Annotated in this window: 19 protein-coding genes and 1 tRNA gene; 11 read left to right on the top strand and 9 right to left on the bottom strand. The window is 62.6% G+C overall.

Annotation, left to right across the window (positions count from 1 at the left end):
• Positions 1–706 precede the first annotated feature (706 nt).
• The gene (locus tag RH91_RS04585; RefSeq protein WP_010161395.1) at positions 707–1,189 is read right to left on the bottom strand and encodes a MucR family transcriptional regulator; all 483 of its coding nucleotides are present in this window, start codon (positions 1,187–1,189) and stop codon (positions 707–709) included.
• A gap of 369 nt (positions 1,190–1,558) precedes the next feature.
• Between RH91_RS04585 and RH91_RS23035 the strand changes: the two genes are divergently transcribed.
• Positions 1,559–2,110: a PEPxxWA-CTERM sorting domain-containing protein gene (locus RH91_RS23035; protein ID WP_010161396.1), complete on the top strand. Its 552-nt coding sequence runs from the start codon at positions 1,559–1,561 to the stop codon at positions 2,108–2,110.
• 967 nt (positions 2,111–3,077) lie between these two features.
• On the opposite strand, the gene RH91_RS23040 is transcribed toward RH91_RS23035, so the two are convergent.
• The 3 genes from RH91_RS23040 to RH91_RS04600 all read right to left on the bottom strand — a co-directional run bounded on the left by RH91_RS23040 (position 3,078) and on the right by RH91_RS04600 (position 3,836).
• Positions 3,078–3,215 (bottom strand): hypothetical protein, encoded by a 138-nt coding sequence (locus RH91_RS23040; RefSeq protein ID WP_157136855.1) that lies wholly within the window; start codon positions 3,213–3,215, stop codon positions 3,078–3,080.
• An 88-nt stretch (positions 3,216–3,303) separates the two neighbouring features.
• A complete protein-coding gene (locus RH91_RS04595) occupies positions 3,304–3,486 on the bottom strand; it encodes a hypothetical protein (protein ID WP_010161397.1) in 183 nt (60 codons plus the stop codon).
• 62 nt (positions 3,487–3,548) lie between these two features.
• Complete coding sequence (locus tag RH91_RS04600) at positions 3,549–3,836, bottom strand: HU family DNA-binding protein (protein WP_010161398.1); 288 nt, start codon at positions 3,834–3,836, stop codon at positions 3,549–3,551.
• A gap of 340 nt (positions 3,837–4,176) precedes the next feature.
• Here RH91_RS04600 and RH91_RS22245 point away from each other — a divergent pair, with 340 nt between their 5' ends.
• The 6 genes from RH91_RS22245 (at position 4,177) to RH91_RS04630 (ending at position 8,987) form a co-directional block, all read left to right on the top strand.
• The gene (locus RH91_RS22245; protein WP_157136856.1) at positions 4,177–4,410 is read left to right on the top strand and encodes a hypothetical protein; all 234 of its coding nucleotides are present in this window, start codon (positions 4,177–4,179) and stop codon (positions 4,408–4,410) included.
• Between the two features lie 380 nt (positions 4,411–4,790).
• Positions 4,791–5,489, top strand: coding sequence for a hypothetical protein (locus RH91_RS04610; protein WP_157136857.1), 699 nt, complete (start codon positions 4,791–4,793; stop codon positions 5,487–5,489).
• A gap of 176 nt (positions 5,490–5,665) precedes the next feature.
• On the top strand, positions 5,666–5,911 hold the full coding sequence (locus tag RH91_RS04615) for a hypothetical protein (protein WP_029623605.1): 246 nt from the start codon (positions 5,666–5,668) through the stop codon (positions 5,909–5,911).
• A 1-nt stretch (position 5,912) separates the two neighbouring features.
• Positions 5,913–6,161: a hypothetical protein gene (locus tag RH91_RS04620; RefSeq protein WP_010161402.1), complete on the top strand. Its 249-nt coding sequence runs from the start codon at positions 5,913–5,915 to the stop codon at positions 6,159–6,161.
• Between the two features lie 351 nt (positions 6,162–6,512).
• Positions 6,513–7,010, top strand: coding sequence for a hypothetical protein (locus RH91_RS04625; RefSeq protein WP_232283408.1), 498 nt, complete (start codon positions 6,513–6,515; stop codon positions 7,008–7,010).
• A 309-nt stretch (positions 7,011–7,319) separates the two neighbouring features.
• A complete protein-coding gene (locus RH91_RS04630) occupies positions 7,320–8,987 on the top strand; it encodes an anti-phage dCTP deaminase (protein ID WP_010161405.1) in 1,668 nt (555 codons plus the stop codon).
• A 119-nt stretch (positions 8,988–9,106) separates the two neighbouring features.
• On the opposite strand, the gene RH91_RS04635 is transcribed toward RH91_RS04630, so the two are convergent.
• Positions 9,107–9,180: transfer RNA gene (locus RH91_RS04635), tRNA-Gln, on the bottom strand.
• Between the two features lie 88 nt (positions 9,181–9,268).
• On the bottom strand, positions 9,269–10,318 hold the full coding sequence (locus RH91_RS04640; protein WP_010161406.1) for a glycosyltransferase 61 family protein: 1,050 nt from the start codon (positions 10,316–10,318) through the stop codon (positions 9,269–9,271).
• 262 nt (positions 10,319–10,580) lie between these two features.
• Between RH91_RS04640 and RH91_RS04645 the strand changes: the two genes are divergently transcribed.
• On the top strand, positions 10,581–11,690 hold the full coding sequence (locus RH91_RS04645; RefSeq protein WP_232283409.1) for a Ppx/GppA phosphatase family protein: 1,110 nt from the start codon (positions 10,581–10,583) through the stop codon (positions 11,688–11,690).
• Positions 11,687–12,361 carry an RlmE family RNA methyltransferase gene (locus RH91_RS04650; RefSeq protein WP_010161408.1) on the top strand — a complete coding sequence of 225 codons (675 nt, stop codon included), beginning with the start codon at positions 11,687–11,689 and terminating at the stop codon, positions 12,359–12,361. Before RH91_RS04645 ends, RH91_RS04650 begins: the two co-directional genes overlap by 4 nt.
• A gap of 270 nt (positions 12,362–12,631) precedes the next feature.
• Here RH91_RS04650 and rpoZ read toward each other — a convergent pair whose 3' ends face one another.
• Both rpoZ and RH91_RS04660 read right to left on the bottom strand, forming a co-directional pair.
• Positions 12,632–12,976, bottom strand: a complete 345-nt coding sequence (gene rpoZ, locus RH91_RS04655) for a DNA-directed RNA polymerase subunit omega (protein WP_010161409.1) — start codon at positions 12,974–12,976, stop codon at positions 12,632–12,634.
• Positions 12,977–13,101: 125 nt separating this feature from the next.
• Positions 13,102–14,967 carry a hypothetical protein gene (locus RH91_RS04660; RefSeq protein ID WP_010161410.1) on the bottom strand — a complete coding sequence of 622 codons (1,866 nt, stop codon included), beginning with the start codon at positions 14,965–14,967 and terminating at the stop codon, positions 13,102–13,104.
• 402 nt (positions 14,968–15,369) lie between these two features.
• Here RH91_RS04660 and RH91_RS04665 point away from each other — a divergent pair, with 402 nt between their 5' ends.
• Together RH91_RS04665 and RH91_RS04670 are read left to right on the top strand one after the other, a co-directional pair.
• A complete protein-coding gene (locus RH91_RS04665; RefSeq protein ID WP_010161411.1) occupies positions 15,370–16,542 on the top strand; it encodes a phospholipase D-like domain-containing protein in 1,173 nt (390 codons plus the stop codon).
• On the top strand, positions 16,539–17,900 hold the full coding sequence (locus tag RH91_RS04670; protein ID WP_010161412.1) for an MFS transporter: 1,362 nt from the start codon (positions 16,539–16,541) through the stop codon (positions 17,898–17,900). The genes RH91_RS04665 and RH91_RS04670 overlap by 4 nt, the downstream gene beginning before the upstream one ends.
• Here RH91_RS04670 and RH91_RS04675 read toward each other — a convergent pair.
• Positions 17,847–20,129, bottom strand: a complete 2,283-nt coding sequence (locus RH91_RS04675) for a CDC48 family AAA ATPase (protein ID WP_010161414.1) — start codon at positions 20,127–20,129, stop codon at positions 17,847–17,849. The genes RH91_RS04670 and RH91_RS04675 overlap by 54 nt on opposite strands.
• Between the last annotated feature and the right edge of the window lie 248 nt (positions 20,130–20,377).

Genomic DNA, 20,377 nt, shown 5'->3' on the forward strand with positions numbered 1-20,377 from the left:
CTGCTAATCTAGCAATCAATGGCCCTTCCTCTAGTCAAGGAAGGGCCATCGTTGACGAAAATGCGGTTGCTTTTTGGGGAGCTATCGTTTGTTAACCGCTAATGGCAATACAGTTATGTCGCCATAACGATGCGTATTCCGTTATCTTGATCGGCGCCATGCTCGCCGTACTACGAACAACGAGTGATCAGTCGCTTGACCAACAATCAAAATTAATCAATCGACTTTTCCATAACCTTGTTGATGAGGGATTCAGTTCCCGCCTCGCTAATCGTGCGACCCAAGTCTATGGCAACCTCCGGCGTCATACTTACAATTTTTCCGTCGTATCCCTCGACCAAGACATGCCCGTCCTCGACCCAAACTTTTCGTGGCGATCCGTAGGGCTCTATTCGATCTCCACGCTGCGCATGTTCCGCCTTCTCGACTTGAGTACGCGGCAAGAATCCAGCGGGTCGGGTCATCGGTACACCTCCACGTCGGCACGCATGCCGACCGTACTAACGCGACAGGCGCTTTTTTTGTTGCCCCTGGCCACACACAACGACGGCTAGACCCAGCCTCACCTTCTGAGTTTGGTAGCCGCAGACGTTGCACAGCTGCGCCACCAAGAGCTCCAAGCTCAAGGCGTCCGGGTTGGTCAAAGTCGCCCCCCTTATGAAAGGGGGCGATCATAGAATGCTCTGTTTCGACGGACCCGGCGACGTTAGCCTTTACGGCGCGGGCTAGCCGACGGCGACTTGGTGACTTTTTCGGCGGCGGTTGTCAGCCGCGGACCTGGTTTCCGACCGAGGCCAATCTTCTTAGCCATTGCGCTACGGACCTCGCTGTAGCTTTGCGAAACCATTGGATAATCAGCTTTCAGGTTATATCGTTCCCGATATTGATCGGCGGTCAAACCAGCGGCCGTTAAATGACGCCGCAGCGCCTTGTACGGCTTGCCGTCGATCATACTGATGATGTGATCTTTGCTGGCAAGCGACTTTCGGACTGACACGGCTGGCGGATATTCGGACATGTCGGACTTCGAACCGCCTTCGAGGCCCCCCGACGACAACCTAGCAACAGCGTCATATATCGACGTGAGTATGACCGGCACATCGGTGACGGTTGCCCGGTTATTGGGATTGCTAAGCCAAGCGATGGTCATCTCAGCCGCCAGTTCGACAGCGGTCGTTTTCGTGGTCATGTGTTTGTCCGTATGTCTGCGCCGAACTACAATCGGCTCGTAAGGTTTAGACGATTCCGTCACCGCAACAACGCCCGGACCGCGGTACACGGCAGAACGATCAGTTTTGCGTCGACCGACATCACGGTGCCCCGCTACGTGTAAAGGCGTCGATCGTTTTGATTTTTCATATTATCTGTGAAATTATGTACGACATCTTAAGTCTTAATGGCCCCCTCCACGTTAACTTTAATGCGCGACGCAGTGTAAGCAAACGGATACATTTACTAAAAATATTAACCGCGATTTCACGTGAAACTGCCACTGGCATAGGGTTTGCTAGCATTGAATTTAGGCGGCGAGTGAACGCTGCCAGAAGGGGATTATCCAATGAAGAACAAGCTTCTCACGCTCGCGATGGCCTCGGTGGCCGCGTTTTCCGCGTCGTCCGCAAACGCGGCGCTGACGGTAGGCGACCTTGTCAGCATTCAGTATTATTTCCCGTCGCTCAGTGCCCCGTATGGCGGACCGCAAACAACAGTTTATACGGGTGCGGGACAGACCATTGCTTCAATAGGTAACTACGGCGTCTTTACCCTGAACGATGACAGCGTAAGCCTTAGCCCTGGTGACAGTTTCACTTTCTCCGACGGAGAGTTTAACGGCCCCGCCCTCATCGATTTGACGAATGCGGATGCTTTTGCAGGCTGGACCGTAACGGACGATACGATCGGTTTGTCTAGCACAGCGATCAGCGGTGACCGGATTGCAGCAAGCTGGCAGGGGCTGTCGGTCAATCCCTCTATGTCTGCCACTTTCTCGGCCCCAACTGGTGCAGTTCCGGAGCCAGCCACTTGGGCGATGATGCTCGCCGGCTTTGGCATGATTGGGTTTGCCGCTCGTCGCCGCCAGTCGATCAAGACGACTGTCGCGTACGCCTAATCAGGCCAAACTTAAAAAAGCCGCCAGTCCGACGGGCTGGCGGCTTTCTACCGTGTTCAAGCTTTTTGTCGACGAGGAGACAATCGCGGTTATCAGCGTCCGCTATTTGTCCGGTATGAACCGCCAACCGATCTGAGTGCCGCCATCGTGCTGGCCGAGCGTCAGATCGATCGGATCTTGGCCACAGACTTCGCACCAAAAGCGAATAGCTATGCCATCGCGTCGGCTGCTTGGGTTCTCGGTCCCTTGCGAGTGAGGAACAACCTCACAGCCGGAGTTAATGACGGTGGTTATCGTCACCTCTGGTGCATCTTCCGCTCGATCATAGACAACAACCTGAGCGTGATGCAGTCCGAGCGATCCGCATCTTGGACAGACAAGTTCTGCTACGCCGTCGCCATAAGGCTGGGTGACGATCTGATCAGTTCGACGCCAAGTTCCATGCATGTTCGTTCCTCCGAAAAGGCCCTATTATGGACGATGCGCGCTAATTGGCAGCGATGCACGTAGCATCGCGCCTGAGCCACACGAGTCTTACGAACTGTTGCGGTCGCTAGCTCATTAGGCTGGTAGCGGACAGCCACCCCAGCATGAGACAATATGTAGCGAGTGAAGCAGCTACAAAGACGATCGTTGTAGCCAAGCTGAGAAAAACGACCGCAGCTAACGTCTCTCTCAGGTTTCTCACCGTTCGCGATTGCCGAAAATGCGAAGACCGACGCAGAGAGATATTACTGACATCTGCTGCTCGTCCGCGGACAACGGCTAGGGCGTCGTGCCGCGTACATATTGCGATAGAAAGTCTGTTGGTTGATTTGGCATACGAAGCTCTGCTTTGCGCGCCACTCGCCGCCCAACTGCAAGTTATCGCAACGCTTCGCTTACCTGATCGAACATTGCGGCGGCGATAGCCATGAATGGAAAACAGGTTTCGATACCGTTTCATCGGTTCGGGCCTGCCAGCGGATTAGGCGAAGCCGCCTAAATTGTCAGCCTCTTCATCTGGCATGCCTTTATCGGTCGTCTCGTCTGGCAGCCCAATACCCGGCTCCGTTGACATGTCGTTAGCGTCAGGCTCGTTACCTGGGATGTGGTTCGGGTTCATAAGTTTCTCCTTCGAGAGGGCGCGAACTAGGAACGCCCTAAATTACGCAGCGGTAGCTCGGAAGCCGCGCCCAACCTTGCGACAGTTCCTACTGCCCGCGATCCAAAGTGTCGCTCGGGCTTCGGGCGTCGCCTTCCTTCTGATGCTCGGTCGAGAGGTTCGGCGCAGGCTGTGTCTCAGTGGCGGCGTTCTCCGCCATGCCTTTCTTACCCGGCTCGGTCGAAAGGTTCGGGCTTGGCTGCGTCTCGGTGTGCTCGTCATTATGGGACATCGCTGCTCTCCTTGCCGCTGCAACGGCTCTGGAGGCGGTGGCGTTCCGTCCTCGGCGATGAGTTAAGCCTTCAGATCAGCGACGCGCTCTCGCAAGTCCTTTCCTGGCACGAAGTGGGGTAGCCGCTTGGCTCTGACCTCTACCGATTCGCCGGTACCGGGGTTGCGGCCAACACGAGCATCGCGGTCGCGAGTGCTAAATGTTCCGAAGCCCCGGATCTCGACACGCCCGCCGTCGACCAAGCGCGCAGTGATCGTGTCGAAGAAAGCGGACACAAGGATCTCAATTTGCGGAAGTGGCAAGTCGGGGTTCTCTGCTGATACTGCCTCAACGAGTTCGGATCGGATCATATTAAGTCCTTTTATTTTGCGCGCGGATATTGGGACAAACGCCATGCGGCGTCTTAGCCGTGCATGGTCCGTTGCGGCCATCGCCCCCTAGGGAGTTCGGTTCTGGGACCTCCTTAGCAGCAATGGTCTGCCTCCACAGCTTCGACACTTACGGCTCGGACATGAGCGACCGAAATGTATCGCGACCTTGCCCCACAATGGGGGGCAAACACGGCATTAATTCAGGATCGTGCAAACCTTGGCGGCCCTCCGGCAGCTTCGTCGTCGTGCGCCGACCAGCCTTTCAGAGTGCGCTAGCGGTCGGCGGAAGTGTTCAAACGAAGATGGAGGAAAAATAGAAATGAGTAACACCGTCCTGTGGCGTGCGAAGCCCCGCACGTCGAAGCCGAACTCGCGTCAAAAACGCAATGGCCTGTTCCTAGACGCTCACCCGGTCTGCCAAGCTTGCAACGAAGCATCGTCGGAGGAAGCTCATCACGAGCTTCCAAAGGGTCACGCCGATCGCGAAGACTGGCACTGGATGAAGGCGCTCTGCACGCCCTGCCACGTCGCCCTGCACAAAGTCGAGCGGTAGACCCTATGCGGGGTCGGACAATCTTACTCCGGCCCCGCCTTTAAGCGACGCATCGCCAGGCGATATTAATTCGATGCCCGCATTCACCAGAGCAGTGGCGATAGCAGTTGTGGTGGCCTCCTGCACCCCCTGCCCGGACTCGAAACGCTTCATTGTAGCAATCCCGATCTTGGCCGCCGCCGCCATTTCGTTGGCAGTCCACCCGAGCATAGCTCGAGCTGCACGACTTTGTTCGGGTGAAACCATACTGATACGTTTAGCATCAAATAGTGCTTGAACGCCAGCATAAACGCTGATACCAAAGGGATCAGACGGTCGAACCGGGAGATTGAGCCCTCCCGATCCGACCTGACCACAACCGTCTGTTGAGGAGACGAATAATGGCTTCGACTAGCTTACCGGCACCCGTGCGTCCGGCCAATACCGAAGACGCCGTCGATTCACGGTCTACCACTCGCCGCGCTGCCTTTGGAGCGATCGGTCTGGGTTTCGCCGCGGTCACTGTTGCCGCAGCCGCCCCCGTTGCGGCCCTTACTGCCACCGCTTCTGGCGTTTCCCCAGATCTGGCCCGCCTGATCGACGAAGCGCATGCCGCAGAGAACGCGTCCGACAAGTACTCCAGCGAGGTTTACGAACCAGCGCGACGGGCATGGCTGAAAGAACGCGAGGCGTTCCCGCATTTCACGATGATGGGCACTGACGATATGAGCGGCAAGCAGATCCGCTACAGTACTGACGACGTGTCGATGTTTTCTATCGCGAAGGCTGTCAGCGGTGGGTCACGCACCGAGGATTACGTTCAGGATGCTCGCACCTTTCTCGCGGGTCACTGGCGGCGGTCACGTAAGATCGACCAGCTTCGAAGCACTCGCATGATCGACGTGATGTGCGAACAGGATGACGCGCTTTGCGACGCTTTGTCCCGCGCAATCGACGCTGTGATTGCGTTCCCGTGCGTCTCGATCGCGGACCTCAACGCCAAGATGGCGAAGGTTATGCAATGGGACTCGCTGGGCAACGAAGGCACCGGGATAATGATTGCCGCTGACGTTGCCCGTCTTGCAGCACGGGAGGCTTGAGCATGGCCCGCGCCACGAAAGCAGCTCTCGCCAGCCCCAACGTCGTAGCGCTGCCCACGGCAGCCCCCCGGCAGGTCCAACAGCAGTACAATCGTGCCTCACGCGCTGCCCGGGGCGCATTGCGTGAAGCGTGTCCTTGGCCCGGGCAGTACCATCACCCCCAGCAACGGGAGGCAATGCGTAAAGCGGACATCATTCGACAAATGCCTGTCACCCCCGAACTGCTGCTCGTGAGCATGCTCCTACAGACGGTTCCAGAGGACGCATTTTTGAAGATCGTTGAACGTTTGGCGCCGTCCGTTGCGGCTGGCGATCAGCTCTCGGTGCAAGCGCTCACCGTTCTCCAATGCAGCCGCATGACGATTGGAGAGCAATTCGATTTTCTGCGCGCTCAACAGCAACTTTCGGATCGGGCCTGTTGAAATGGCAACCCCCATCCAAGAGGCAGGGGCTTCGACCTCTTTCGGCTTCGACCCCAGCGCGTGGCTATCGGCGCTGGTTGCGATCGGCGGCGGCTACGCCCTCGCGTCGGGCCGGAAGCTGTGGCTTGGCGTGCAGGACTGTCCTGCCGATGAGCTGACGTCCGTCATGGCGCAGATCATCGGTAAGCCTGACCGGATTGAAGCGCTTCGCGGGACTATCGAGCGCCGTCAGGGTGGGGAGACGGACTGATGGCATACCCATCGGCAACCGCTCGCCCACGCACTCACGATGCGCGTCTATGGCGTAGACCACGCACCCGTCCATGGACGCGCGGTACCGATAGCACGCGACTAGAGCGCCTTCTGGCGCAGATACCATCACTGCCCCGTGCTTCGCTGTCCAGGCTCACGACGCACCTCATCGATCGCTTGGACCAGTTGGATGGCGATCCGGACCTCGAGGACCTCAACGACGATTGGGAGGACGGCCACGACCGCGAACAAGCCTACGACTAACGCGCCCAAACCGGTTGCGGCTGGAGGCACGATGATAAGCCGGCAACCTGCGGCCCGTGATCGTCGGTCCGCGGGTTCGCCACGCATGCATCACTTCGCCGACAGCTTGGCTTTATCGGACGAGTATCGGGATGCAGACTGGTGGTTGCCACTCTACCGGCGTGCATTCCCCGGGCTCGCGTCCGCCGTACCGGTCTGTGATGATGGATGGGCGCAACGCGGAGGCGTAGATCGCGTTCTGACGATGGCGTCCGGCAGGACTTACACGGTCGACGAGAAGATTCGGACCGCCGATTGGTCCGACATTCTGCTGGAGCAGTGGAGCGACGAAGCTCGGCGTGTCCCGGGATGGGTGCAAAAGCCGCTGGCTTGCGACTTTATCGCTTATGCCTACGCACCGAGCGGCGTCTGCTATTTGCTGCCTGTTGTGCCGCTGCAGCGCGCGTGGCGTCAGCACGGACGAGAGTGGCTCAAGCGCTACGGCGTCCGTCGCGCCCACAATCCCGGTTACGTGTCGGCGAGTGTGCCCGTGCCGCGCGGGGTGCTGATGCAGGCGATCGTCGAGGCGATGTTCGTTTCGTAACGCCTGAATTACTATCGCCCACGGTCACATCAGACCGCGCCCTTGTCTTTTGTCTTATGCAGGCGTCCGAGCAGCGGCCTTGGCTGCGTACCGCCCGTCGCTCTCGCTGAGGGCGTCGCGCCATTTCCCGTCAAGAACGTACTCACAGCCCATGCGCTGGGCGAGCCTGCTGGCGGTACGGGAGACTTCGTGAACGACGAGTAACGTCCGTTGGTCTCTATCGGCCATCAATCTTCTCCCCTAAATCCGCTTGCGTTGGATGCCTTATCCGCGTTCCTTCCGCCAGCAAAGATTGAGGGAAGGTTCTGAATGCCGGTTGAGTCGAACGCCACTCGCTATCCTGAACTCGTAATCGGCATCGCAGGTCCAATCGGTATCGATATTGACGAAATATCCCGAACAATCGAGCACGCGCTCGATGCCGTCGATTACAAGACGATCCCAATCCGCATAACGGACGAGATCAAAAGCGAACTCACAGAGGTCACGCGACCGGAAAACCCAGATTACGAAGCGTTGATGATGTACAAGATGGACCACGCCAGCGCGGTCTGCCGAGTACATAAAGCACCCGATACCCTTATGCGGATGGCCATCCGAGCAATCATGAATCACAGGGCGCTGGCGGCTAGCCCAGAAGGCCCCGCTGATGTGGCCACGATGCGCGGGGAGACGGGTGAACTCCGGCCGCTCAAGGTGATGCCGAAGACAGCCTACATCATACGCCAACTGAAACGGCCAGACGAAGTCGAACTTCTGCGCAGGGTCTACGGGCGACAGTTTATCCTCATTTCTGCCTATGGGTCTGCCGAGAGCCGTAAGCGCATTATTGAAACGAAACTAAAGCGCAGCCTTCATCTGGACGTCCTTGATCATGTGATCAGCGCTAAGGCTGACGGCCTCATGTTCCGAGATATGAACGAGGGCGGAGATGCGCACGGGCAGCACCTGAGAGAAACTTTCCATCTAGCTGACGTCTTCATCGACGGTATCAACAAGGCGGAGATGGAAGCCAAAACCGTTCGCTTCGTTGAGGCGCTTTTCGGACGCACCGATATTGCTCCGACGAAGGCCGAATACGGAATGTATGCGGCGAAGTCGGCGGCTCTACGGTCAAGCGATCTTTCAAGACAGGTAGGCGCAGCGATTTTCACTAACGATGGCGAGCTGATCACCCAAGGGTGCAATGAGGTGCCAAAGGCATTCGGCGGAACGTACTGGGACGGTGAAGATCCCGACTACCGCGATGTAAAACTTGGCCACGATCCAAATGACGTTCTGAAACGGGAGGTTATTAGGGACCTGCTGGAACGTCTCGAACGGGCCGGCATGCTTTCGGATCAGGCTAAGGCACATGGCAGCTCGTCTCAGATCGTCGACGCGCTAATAAAGAAGGCGTCGGGAGATAACCCACCTGCCGGGACAGGCGCGCTCCACGGCGCGTCGATTACCGATCTTACCGAATATGGACGGGTTGTTCATGCCGAGATGTGCGCCATCTGTGATGCGGCACGGCTAGGCCGATCGGTAAAGGGCGCGACGCTCTACTGCACGACATTCCCATGTCATAATTGCACAAAGCATGTCCTTGCCGCCGGGATTGCAAAGGTCGTTTATATGGAGCCCTATCCTAAGAGTAAGGCGAAGGAGCTTCATGAACATGAGATCGAGATCGAACGGTCGAGTACGACCCGCGTCTCCTTCATGCCTTTCCTCGGCATATCGCCGTATCGCTACCGCGACATTTTTCAGAAGGGTAAGCGCAAGAAGGAGGGGGTGGCGCTGTCCTGGTACGAGCAAACTCCGAGGCCTATGATCGACGTGCCTGCCCCGACATATTTAGACTTGGAGTCGTTCGAGGTTGCGCAACTTATCGGGCACATGCAGCGCCCGGGTGACGACAGCGTCTCCGCCGTTCCTACCGTTGAGCCATCAAGGGCTTGGTGGCGATTCGGCAACGGTAAGACCGCAGAGTGAACGCAGACTTTCGCCATCGTTCGCGGTCATCCGTGGCGCGATGTGGTAACGAATGGTGGATCGCTGACCAATTCAGCGCAGAAGATTTCCATTAGATCAACGTCTTAACGTCGACTGGCTGGATGCCCCGTGAGGATTCGAACCTCAATAGGCGGTATCAGAAACCGCAGTCTTACCATTAGACGACGGGGCATCAGCAGGCGTGCGCTCTAAGGCCGCGCATTCCGAGGGTCAAGCCGTTTCGGCGCGCGGGGGTGCGACTTAATCGGCTTTCCCGGGAATCACGAACGATCGATCAGGTCGAGGATGCGCATCAGCCGGTCCTCGTCGAGCGTGAACCCGGTGCCGGCATCGTCCGCAACGGTATGCGCCATCCGCAGTCCCGCCCAATCGGTATTGTTCTTCTGGATGCACGTCACCCGGCGCGGCGGCTGGATCGCGAGGATCGTCCCGCCTTCGGGCATCGCCATGACCGGATGGCACAACGCCGACCCCTCGACCGACACCACCAGCGGCGCGTTGCGGAAGGCGGCGACGAGGCCGTCGACGCTTTCCGCCTCGGGCGAGAGGATCGTGAAGCCGCGCCGCGCCAAAAAGTCCGCAAGTGCAGCTTGGTTGAGCAGCGGCCGCGCCGCGCCGCCATCGCGCAGGATGAAGACCGGCGCGCCGCTGCGGTCGTTCGTCGCGCCCGCGCGGATCCGCTGGCGGAGCGTGCGGAATCGATCCGTCCGCCGCTGGTTGAGCGATTCGTCGTTGACGATCCAAAGCCCCTCGACCTCGGCGAATGCGGTCCGGTGCAGCTGCAGGTCGACCAGCGTGCGATATCCGGGCTCGTGGACCCACGGCTTGCGCGCCACGCCGAGCGCGGTTTCCGGGCGATCCTGGGCGAGCAGTTCGAGCGCGAGCCCGTCGGTTACCCAATGGCCGAAATAGGTCTCGGTCACCCAGCTGGTGGCCAGGATCTGATCGCGCAGATGCTCTCCGACGCCGCGCCGCATCACCGGACTGCGCCCGGGATGATCGTTGAACGCCTTCATCGACCCGTTGGCGAAGACCATCCCGTCGGCGATCGTCGCGCGCTTGTAATGATGCGCGAGCGTCGGTTTATGCGTCAGTGCCCCGCTGCTGCAGAAGCGGATATATTCGTCCTTCGCCGATGGCTTCTCGAATGCGATGATCCGCTCGCCCTCGTCGGGCAACTGGATGATCGGGCGATATTCGGAGGTCGACCCCGGTGCCCAGGTCTCGGTCTTGTCCGCGACAGCCTCGAGCGGCTGGCCGTGCAGCAGCTTCCGGCGGGCGCGGGCGATCAGCGGTTGGAAGGAGATCATGTACGATGCGATCTTTCAGCAGGTTCGGACGCTGGTCGTGCGACATAGACCGCGCGCGCGACTTTCGCACCCGGTGTTTTGGGGAAAGGACGGCCCGCCCCTGCCCCGCTGGGACAGACGGGGGGACGATTCCGCGCGTCCCCGCCGCGTCGCGTCGCTTGCTGCAACGCCATCGCTGCGCTAGCGTTACCTCAAAGCACCGAACGGCGCGCGGATCCGCGCACGCCGCGACGGCAGAACAGAATAAGCGAGTTTTAACGGCATGGGGGATGTTCCACCCGATATGCCGGTCCGGCAGGCCCGCCCTGCCCGTTCGGCGCCGACCCACGGCCGCGAGGTCCGTGGCAAGCCAGCCAAGGGCAGGAAGCCCGGCGGCAATCCGGCAAGCACCGCGCCGCGGGGTCGCGATTCCCGGCATTTCGCCGCGCTCGATCTCGGCACCAACAATTGTCGGCTGCTGATCGCGCGGCCGCAGGGCGACGGCTTTGCGGTGGTCGACGCGTTTTCGCGGATCGTCCGGCTGGGCGAAGGCCTCGCCAAATCGGGCCGGCTGAGCGACGCCGCGATCGACCGGACGATCGTCGCGCTCAAGATCTGCGCGGAGAAGCTCAAGCGTCGCAACGTCACGCTGTCGCGCGCGGTCGCGACCGAAGCCTGTCGCCGCGCCGAGAATGGCGCGGACTTCATCGCGCGCGCCTATGCCGAAACGGGAATCCTGCTCGACATCATCTCCGCCGAGGAAGAGGCGCGCCTCGCCGTGCTGGGGTGCCATGCGCTGATCGAGCCGGGCGACGATCCCGCGCTGGTGTTCGACATCGGCGGCGGGTCGACCGAACTGGTGCTGGTCGATACGCGCGGGGAGGCCCCACGCGTGCTCGACTGGCACAGCACGCCGTGGGGCGTCGTCTCGCTGACGGAGAGCGCGGGGCACGGCCCCCCGGGCGCGGATGGCGGCCCCGAGGGGCGCGCCGCGGCCTATGCGCGGATGCGGTCGCTGGTGGCCGAGAGCATGGCCGGGTTCGCGGCGCGGCTGCCACGCGAAATCGCGGTGCCACGGCTGCTCGGCACGTCGGGCACGGTGACGACGCTCGCGAGCGTCCACCTCGGGCTGTCGCATTATGACCGCTCGCAGGTCGACGGGCTGATCGTGCCTGCCGCGGCGATGCGGCGGATCAGCCTCGACCTTGCGAGCAAGGACCTGAACCAGCGCGCGCAATTGCCGTGCATCGGGACCGAACGCGCCGATCTCGTGGTCGCGGGCTGCGCGATCCTCGAGACGATCCTGGATTTGTGGCCCGCCGAACGGCTGGGCATCGCCGACCGCGGCATTCGCGAGGGCATCTTGCGCCGATTGATGGAGAGTTCTTCGTGAGCAAAGACGGCGGCGGACTTCGCGTCCGCGTGAAGACCGCGCGCAAGCGCACCGCGCAATCGACGCGCTGGTTAGAGCGCCAGCTCAACGACCCCTATGTGAAACGCGCCAAGGCGGACGGTTTCCGCAGCCGCGCGGCGTACAAATTGTCCGAGCTCGACGAGCGGTTCGATTTCCTGAAAGGCAAGCGCCACGTCGTCGATCTCGGGATCGCGCCGGGTGGCTGGGCACAGGTGGTGCGGCGGCAAGTGCCCAAGGCGGCAATCGTCGGGATCGATCTGCTCCCGGTCGATCCGATCGACGGGGTCGAGATCCTCCAGCTCGATTTCATGGACGATGTCGCGCCGGAGCGGCTGATGGCGGCGCTGGGCGGCGCGCCCGATCTGGTGCTATCGGACATGGCGGCGAACACCGTCGGCCACCCGCAGACCGATGCCCTGCGCACGATGGGGCTGGTCGAGGCCGCGCTCGATTTCGCGATCGACGTCCTGCAGCCGGGCGGTGCGTTCGTCGGCAAGGTGTTCGCGGGCGGCGCGGATACCGCGCTGGTCGCGGAGATGAAGCGCAACTTCACCACGGTGAAGCACGCCAAGCCACCTGCGAGCCGCAAGGCATCGTCGGAATGGTATGTGGTGGCGCAGGGGTTCAAGGGGCGGAAGGTCGAGGGCTAGGGTTTAGCCTACAAGCTGACCGTTCGTTTCGAGCGTAGGCGAGAAACCTGCGCGGAACGGGCGGGAAGGTTTTAATCACCAACGTCGCCGATTCGAAGCGGTCGCGGCGCAGGCCCTTCGACTTCGATCAGGGCGAACGGTGGGGGCAGGCAAGCACGCCGCAACTGCAGTCCCCCGAACCGGCGGGACGAGACCACCACACCCGTTCGGGCTGAGCGAAGTCGAAGCCCTCGGCACAAACGCCGGGGTCAAACTCCGCTCAGAAAGGCCTCAGCCCTCGTAGTCGGCACCCAGATTCTGGTTCCGCGGCGGGGCGGCGGCGGTGAGGCGGAGCGCCTCGGCCGATGCCGACAGGCTGCCGACCGCATCCGCTTCGTCCTCGTCGTCGACCTGGACGCGCTGGAGACCGTTGATGACCGACTCCTTCAGATGCGCCGGGCGCACGCGCTCTTCCGCGATCTCGCGCAAGGCGACGACCGGGTTCTTGTCGCGGTCGCGATCGACGGTGAGGTCGGCACCACCCGAAATCGCCCGCGCGCGCTGGGCGGCGAACAGGACGAGATCGAACCGGTTGGGGATCTTGTCGACGCAATCTTCGACAGTGACGCGCGCCATGAATGGCTTCCTTCGCAAACGACGGTATTCGGAAAGATGATCCCTTAGGCGGCAACCCGACAGGAGTCAAGAAAATCGGCCGCTCCCGTCCTAGCCCGCCATCGGGTTCGCGGCGCGCTTCGGTGCTATTGGGGACTCCTGTGGCACGAACCGTTCCAGATCATGACGTCGCCCGTCCGGCGCGGCCCCGGAAAGGCCAGCACCGTTGCCAAGCTCTGCGCTGAGACGCGTGCAGCGCTGTTTGCGGCGACGGCGATCATCCCGACATGGATCCCCTGCGCAGCGATCGCCCGGGCCGACGGGACTGGCATTGGTTCGGCCCCCTCCACGATCCGCCGCAAGCGCTCGCGCATCGCGAGGTTGGCGGGGAGCAAGGTGAAACGGTAGTGCACCAGATACAGCTGCCGCGCGAACACCGGGTACGGCGCCTCCTCCATTTGCGTGATCAACGCGGAAAAGCGCTCAGGTGCGAGGATCTGGCAGTGCGCTGCGGTCATCGCCGCAAGCTTCCGAGTGGTCGCCCAGTCGGCGAGGTCCACTTTGATCGAAGGAGCGTGCCAGGCGATGCGCGTTGCCGACGCATTCGCAATCGCGATGGACGCGATGGAGCCCGCAAGCGCGAGCGTCGCGATCCCGATAAGCGTCCGCTCGGACCGCACCCCGGCGAGCAACAGCAGACGGACGATCAGCAGCGCGACCAGCAGCAGGGCCGGAACCGACCAGAAAATCCGGAACCCCAGATTGCCCGTGACCGCGCTGACCGCGGCAGTGCCAAGCGGGTTGAGCACGAGCAACAGGACGCATGGCACGTAGAGCAATGCTGGATGCGCGAACCGCGATCGCAGGACCGCTAGCGGGGTAACGGCGATCAACGCGATCAGCAGGCGGCCTTCGACGCCCCAACCGGTCACGTAGTTGAGCATATTGATCGGTACTCCGACATTCAGTTGCTCGGACGGCAAGGCGAGATGTCGGACCATGATGATTGCCGCAACGATGGCCGGCCAGACAATCGTGGGTGCCAATGCGATCGTTTGCTTCCATGCGGCGGCCGAGCGCGGCCGACTGGCGAGAAACGCGATCGCGACAAATCCGCTCGCAGCCGGACCGCCATACAGGCCGTTGGCGCTGAACCCGACCGCACAGACATTCGCGAGCGCCAGCGCGACGAGGTCGACGGGCTGCTTCCTGACGAACCAGCGCGCCGTCAACGCAGCGATCAACGGCAGTAGGGCCGTGACGAGGAAACCTTTCCCCTGCTGGTAGCGGATGATGCCATGAATGCCCCAGCTTGCGTAGGTCACGTCGTTGAAGAAAAGGGTGGCAACATAGAATAATGCCACGACGAACCAGTAGCGGCCGATGACCGGCTCCAGCGCCGTGAACAGGAACAGCGCCGTCAGCATCAGCGGCACGGCAGGCAGAAAGACTTCTATCGCCGTGATCGCACTGACGTTCCAGTAAGACGATAGGACCGCGCCGAGAAGTTCGTACGAATGAAACTTGTAGGTCGGCAGGTGTAGCAGGTTGGGCCCGTCCCCGATCATCGTATCGAACTGAAAGATCGCGCCCATGGTCCGTTTCGCGCCGATCGCGAGATTGATGTAGTTGGCATCGTCCGCGTCGGACCGATCAGCGAAATAATATAATGCCAGGAGCACGGTCGCCAGCACGGCGAGCCGCAGCAGGTTCAGCGCGGGCCGCTCGGCCGGTGCGGCGAGGACGCTGACGGTACCGGCGCGGCGGTGGACGCTCCACAGCACGGTCGAGCAAAGGCACACCGCGGTGCATACGGCGAACACCGTCGGCACCCGCATTCCGATATCCGCGGCAACCGCCATCACAACAAACGCGCCCGCGACACACGACCAGTCCCACGCGGTCAGCCGCGGGAGCGCCAACACCAGCGGCGCCTTATCGTCCCGGTCATACCACCGAACGATACGGTGACCGTAGAAATACGCGGCCGCCAGCGTCACGATCGTTGGCACAATGGGTGCCCAGAGCAGATAAGCGTAATGGACGTGAGAAAGAACGAGTGAGGCGCACAAAATCGTCCAGACGGCATACCACAACAGCGCAATGCCAAGCGTGGCGGCACACAAGCCGTAGAGATGATTCTTCGTTTCCCGCTGTGTGGCGGGGCCAAAAGACGCAGTGCCATACAAATTAGAATACATGGCCACGCAACTCCCCCGCCCGCCGCCCTAGCAGGAACACTCCGTGCTACAAGACGCAGCCGAGATTTACTGTTACGCAGCACGACCAGCGGAAGATTCGCAGCATTGCAAGCTTATGTCTTTGTTATTCTTTGTCAATTGCTTGATTTGCGTGGACGGATATCGGGTCGAAGGCCTTGCAGCGCCTGCCGCTTGGCGGCATCACGCGCTGCGATGACCGAACCCGCGCCACAACCGACGTTCTCCGTGGCGGGCAACCGGCTGACGATGCTCGATACCGGGCCGCGCCGTCTGGCGGCACTGATCGCGCTGATCGATGGCGCGCGCCAGTCGCTCCGCGTGATCTTCTACATCTACGTCGATGACGACGCGGGCGAAGCGGTGCGCGCCGCGTTGCTCCGCGCAAGCGCGCGGGGCGTGGCGGTGTCGCTGATCGTCGACGGGCTCGGCAGCGAGGCGGCGGCGGCGCACGATTTCTTCGATCCGCTGCGCGACGGCGGGGTGCAGGTCTGCCGCTTCGTGCCGCGGTGGGGGCGGCGCTATCTGCTCCGCAATCATCAGAAGCTCGCGCTCGCGGATGGCGAAACCGCCAACCCGCGCGCGATCATCGGCGGGTTCAACGTCCAGGACAGCTATTTCGGCACCGTCGCCGAACAGGCGTGGCGTGATCTCGGGCTGATCGTCGAGGGGCCGGCGGCGCAGCGGATCACGGGGTATTTCGACGTGCTCGCGCGCTGGGCGGGGCAGCCCAAGCCGCCGCTGCGGACGCTGCGCCGCGCGCTCTCGACGTGGAGCGAGCCGCAGGGGACCGTGCGCTGGCTGTTCGGCGGACCGACGCGGCGGCTGTCGCCCTGGGCGCGTGCGGTGAAGCGCGACCTGCGCGACGCCACCCAGGTCGACCTGATCTCGGCCTATTTCGCGCCCAATCCGGGGATGCTGCGGCGGCTCGACAAAGTCGGGATGCGGGGGCGCGTGCGGATCGTGCTGGCCTCCAGAAACGATCACGGCGCCGCAATATGGGCATCGCGCTTCACCTATGCCGGGCTGCTGCGCAAACGGGTGAAGATCTACGAGTACCAGCCGACTAAGTTGCACACCAAATTGTTCCTGATCGGCGACGTCGTCTATATCGGCTCGGCCAATTACGACATCCGCAGCCTGTTCCTCAATCTCGAGATGATGCTGCGGATCGAGGACCATGCCTTCGCCGCGCATGTCCGCCGCTATGTCGATGGCGAAGTTGCCAATTCGGAGGCGATCACGCCCGAACTCTACAAGGCGCGGACCAGCCCGTGGATGCGGGTGAAACAGGCCGCGGCCTTCTTCGTTATGACCGTGCTCGACTATAACATCACCAAGCGCCTCAATTTCGGGCCCGAGCGGTGACGGTGGCAACCCGATCCAGAGGCCGGATCGACCGCGAGTTCGGCCTGCTGTTCACGGTGATGCTGACGATCGCGGCGGGGAACACCGCGCTGCAATCGGTGCTCCCCGCGCTTGGCCGGTCCCTGAAAGTCCCCGACAGCGCGGTGGCGGCGGCGTTCTCGGTCTCGGCGTTGCTGTGGGTGATCGCCGCGCCGTTCTGGGCCCGCCGGTCGGACCGGCACGGGCGGCGCGCGATGATCCTGCTCGGGGTCGGCGGGTTCTGCGTGTCGCTGCTGGTGTGCGGGGTGTTCCTCGCCGCCGGGATCAACGGCTGGATCGGCGGGACGACCGCGTTCGTCTGCTTCATCCTCGGGCGGCTGATTTACGGCAGCTTCGGCTGCGCCGCGCCGCCGGCGGTGCAGGCGCTGGTCGCGGGCAACACGACGCGCGAGGAACGGACCAAGGCGCTGACCTTGCTCGGCTCGGCGTTTGGGCTCGGGACGATCCTCGGCCCGACGATCGCGCCGTTCCTCGTGCTCGGAACGATCGCCGGGGTCGAGATCGGGCTGTCCGGCCCGGCCTTCCTGTTCGCGCTGTTCGGGCTGGGCGTGTGGATCGCGGTGCGGCGGCTGCTCCCCAACGACCTACACCCCGACACCGCGACGCATGGCGCGGCCAACGCCTATCCCTCGATCGGCGGGCAAAGCGGCGGTGCAAGCATCGTCGCCGCGACCGAGCCCGAAACCGAACAGCATGCCGAACAGGTCGGCTATCGCGATCCGCGCATCCGCGCGTGGCTGATCGCGGGACTCGTCGCGGGGCACGGACAGGCGATGACCGGCCAGGCGATCGGCTTCCTCGTCATCGACCGGCTGCACCTGCTCCCCGCGACCGCGCTCCAGCCGACCGGGATCGTGCTGATGATCGGCGCGCTCGCGGCGCTTCTGGTACAATGGGGGATCATCCCCAACCTCGACTTGCGCCCGCGCGCGATGATGCTGGTCGGGCTGGCGATCGCCGCGGTCGGCTGCGCGCTGACCGGGGTGGCGACGTCGCTCTACGGCATCGCCTGCGCCTATGCGCTCGCGTCGGTCGGGTTCGGCTTCACGCGACCTGCCTTTACCGCTGGCGCATCGCTTGCGGTCGGGCATCATGCGCAGGGGTCGGTCGCGGGGAAGGTGACGTCGATCAACGGTGCGGCGTTCGTGCTCGGGCCGTCGATCGGGGTCGGGCTGTACGAGGCCCAGCATGCGCTGCCCTACCTTGTAGCAGGGGCAGCGATGCTGGTGCTCCTCGTCTATTGCCGCGTCGCGTTGCGCGAACCGTCAGCGCGGTCCCTCGCTCGTGCGGGGCGGGAAGGCGAAGCCGATCGGCTGTAGCGCAGTCGCATCCTGCTTGAGCCGCGCGGACATCGCCTCATATTCGCGCTCAAGCTCGGGCGTGACCGATGCGCGCGAATCGCCGAGCGCGATCTTAAAGTGCGCCATCGTCACCTGGCTGACCGACATCGACTCGCGCAGCGCGGTGAGACCCGCACGCCGCACCAGATCCTCGAGATCCGCGCCGGTGAAGCGATCGGTCCGTCCCGCGACGACATCGAGATCGACATCCTCGGCGAGCGGCATCTTGCCGGTCTGGATCGTCAGGATGCGCTTGCGCCCCGCCCGGTCCGGCACGCCGACATAGATCAGCTCGTCGAACCGGCCCGGCCGCAACAACGCCGGGTCGATCAGGTTGGGCCGGTTGGTCGCCCCGATCACGACGACCGACTGGAGTTCCTCCAGCCCGTCCATCTCGGCGAGGATCGTGTTGACTACACGCTCGGTCACCTGCGGCTCGCCACCACCGCTCCCGCGTGCCGGGACCAGCGAATCAAGCTCGTCGATGAAGATGACGCACGGGGCCACCTGCCGCGCGCGCGCGAACAGCTTGGCGATCTGCTGCTCGCTCTCGCCATACCATTTGCTGAGCAGATCCGACGATTTGGTCGCGATGAAGTTGGCCTGCGCCTCGCGCGCGACCGCCTTGGCGAGCAGCGTCTTGCCGGTGCCCGGAGGACCGTACAGCAGGAAGCCCTTGGCCGGACGGATGCCGAGCCGACGGAAGGCGTCGGGATCCTTAAGCGGAAGCTCGACGCCTTCCTTGAGCCGCATCTGCGCCGAATCGAGCCCGCCGACATCGTCCCAGCGGACGCGCGGGGCCTCGACCATCACCTCGCGCATCGCGCTCGGCTGGACGCGCTTGAGCGCATCGAGGAAATCCTCGCGAGTCACCGCAAGCGTGTCGAGGATCTCGGGCGGGATCGTGCCTTCGGACAGGTTGAGCCGCGGCATCAGCTTGCGCACCGCCTCGATCGCCGCCTCGCGCGCGAGCGCGGCGAGATCGGCACCGACGAAACCATAGGTCGTCCGCGCGAGTTCGCCGAGATCGACCTTGTCGCCGAGCGGCATACCACGCGTATGGATGCCGAGGATCTCGCGCCGCCCGCGCTCGTCAGGCACGCCGACGACGATCTCGCGGTCGAACCGGCCGGGACGCCGCAGCGCCTCGTCGATCGCCTCGGGGCGGTTGGTCGCGGCGATGACGACGACGTTGGCGCGCGATTCGAGCCCGTCCATCAGCGTCAGCAACTGCGCGACGAGGCGCTTCTCTGCCTCGCCCGACACCTGCCCCCGCTTGGGCGCGATCGAATCGATCTCGTCGATGAACACGATCGACGGTGCTGCCTTCGCCGCTTCCTCGAACACCTGACGGAGCTTGCCTTCGGACTCGCCATAGGCCGAGCCCATGATCTCGGGCCCGTTGATCAGGAAGAACTCCGCCGCGGATTCATTGGCGACCGCGCGCGCAAGGCGGGTCTTGCCGGTTCCGGGTGGCCCGTGCAGCAGCACGCCCTTGGGCGGATCGACGCCCAAGCGCTGGAACAGCTCGGGATAGCGCAACGGCAGCTCGACCATCTCGCGCAACTGGTCGATCGTCGGCCCCATCCCGCCGATGTCATCATAGGTGACGTCGGCGCGGCGCGCTTCCTTCGGCTCCTCATATTCGGGGCGAAGCTCGATCTCGGTCGTCTCGTCGACATGCACCACGCCCTTGGGGACGGTCGAGATGACCGCGAGGCGGATCTCCTGCAGCGCATAAGCGGGCGCGCGCAGCATGTTCTGGACGCCCGGCGGCATGTTGTCGACGCGTTGCTGCCCTGCGGTAGCGACGACGTCGCCCTGGCACAAAGGCCGCCCGAAGAAAGTGCGCTTGAGTGCATTGGACGAACCCTGCAATCGCAGGTTCTGTTGTGCGGGTGCGAACACGACCCGCGTCGCGGGCTTCGATTCGATCTTGCGAACCTCGACGAAGTCGCCCGAGCCGACCCCGGCATTGGCGCGCTGGAGCCCGTCAATCCGGATGATCTCGAGCCCCTCGTCCTCGGCATAAGGCGCGACCGCGCGCGCGGGCGTGGTCGACTTGCCGACGATCTCGATCACGTCGCCCTCGCCGATCCCCAGCGCTGCGAGCATCGAGCGCGGGACATGCGCCAGCCCCCGCCCGCTATCCTCCGCGCGGGCATTGGCAACCTGCAATTTCCGAATCGGCGCCTCGGCGTCCGCCATAGTCATTCCCTCACGAAACCCGCTGATGAGCGCGCGAGATAGGGGGTCGGTTCCGCGAATACGAGGGCGCGCGCCAGGACGGTCCGCATCTGCGCCCGATCCGCGACGGACAAAAAAAGGGCCGACCCCGGAGGATCGGCCTTGAAAGTTTTAGGAGAGGATGCCTGAAAGGCACCGTCTAAATGCCCGGACCGGGATTATGTTGCAAGTGCGAAAGGATTGGAGACGATTGCGCTTTCTGCAATCGT

The sequence above is a fragment of the Sphingomonas sp. PAMC 26617 genome (assembly GCF_000242835.1).
Classification (GTDB): Bacteria; Pseudomonadota; Alphaproteobacteria; order Sphingomonadales; family Sphingomonadaceae; genus Sphingomonas.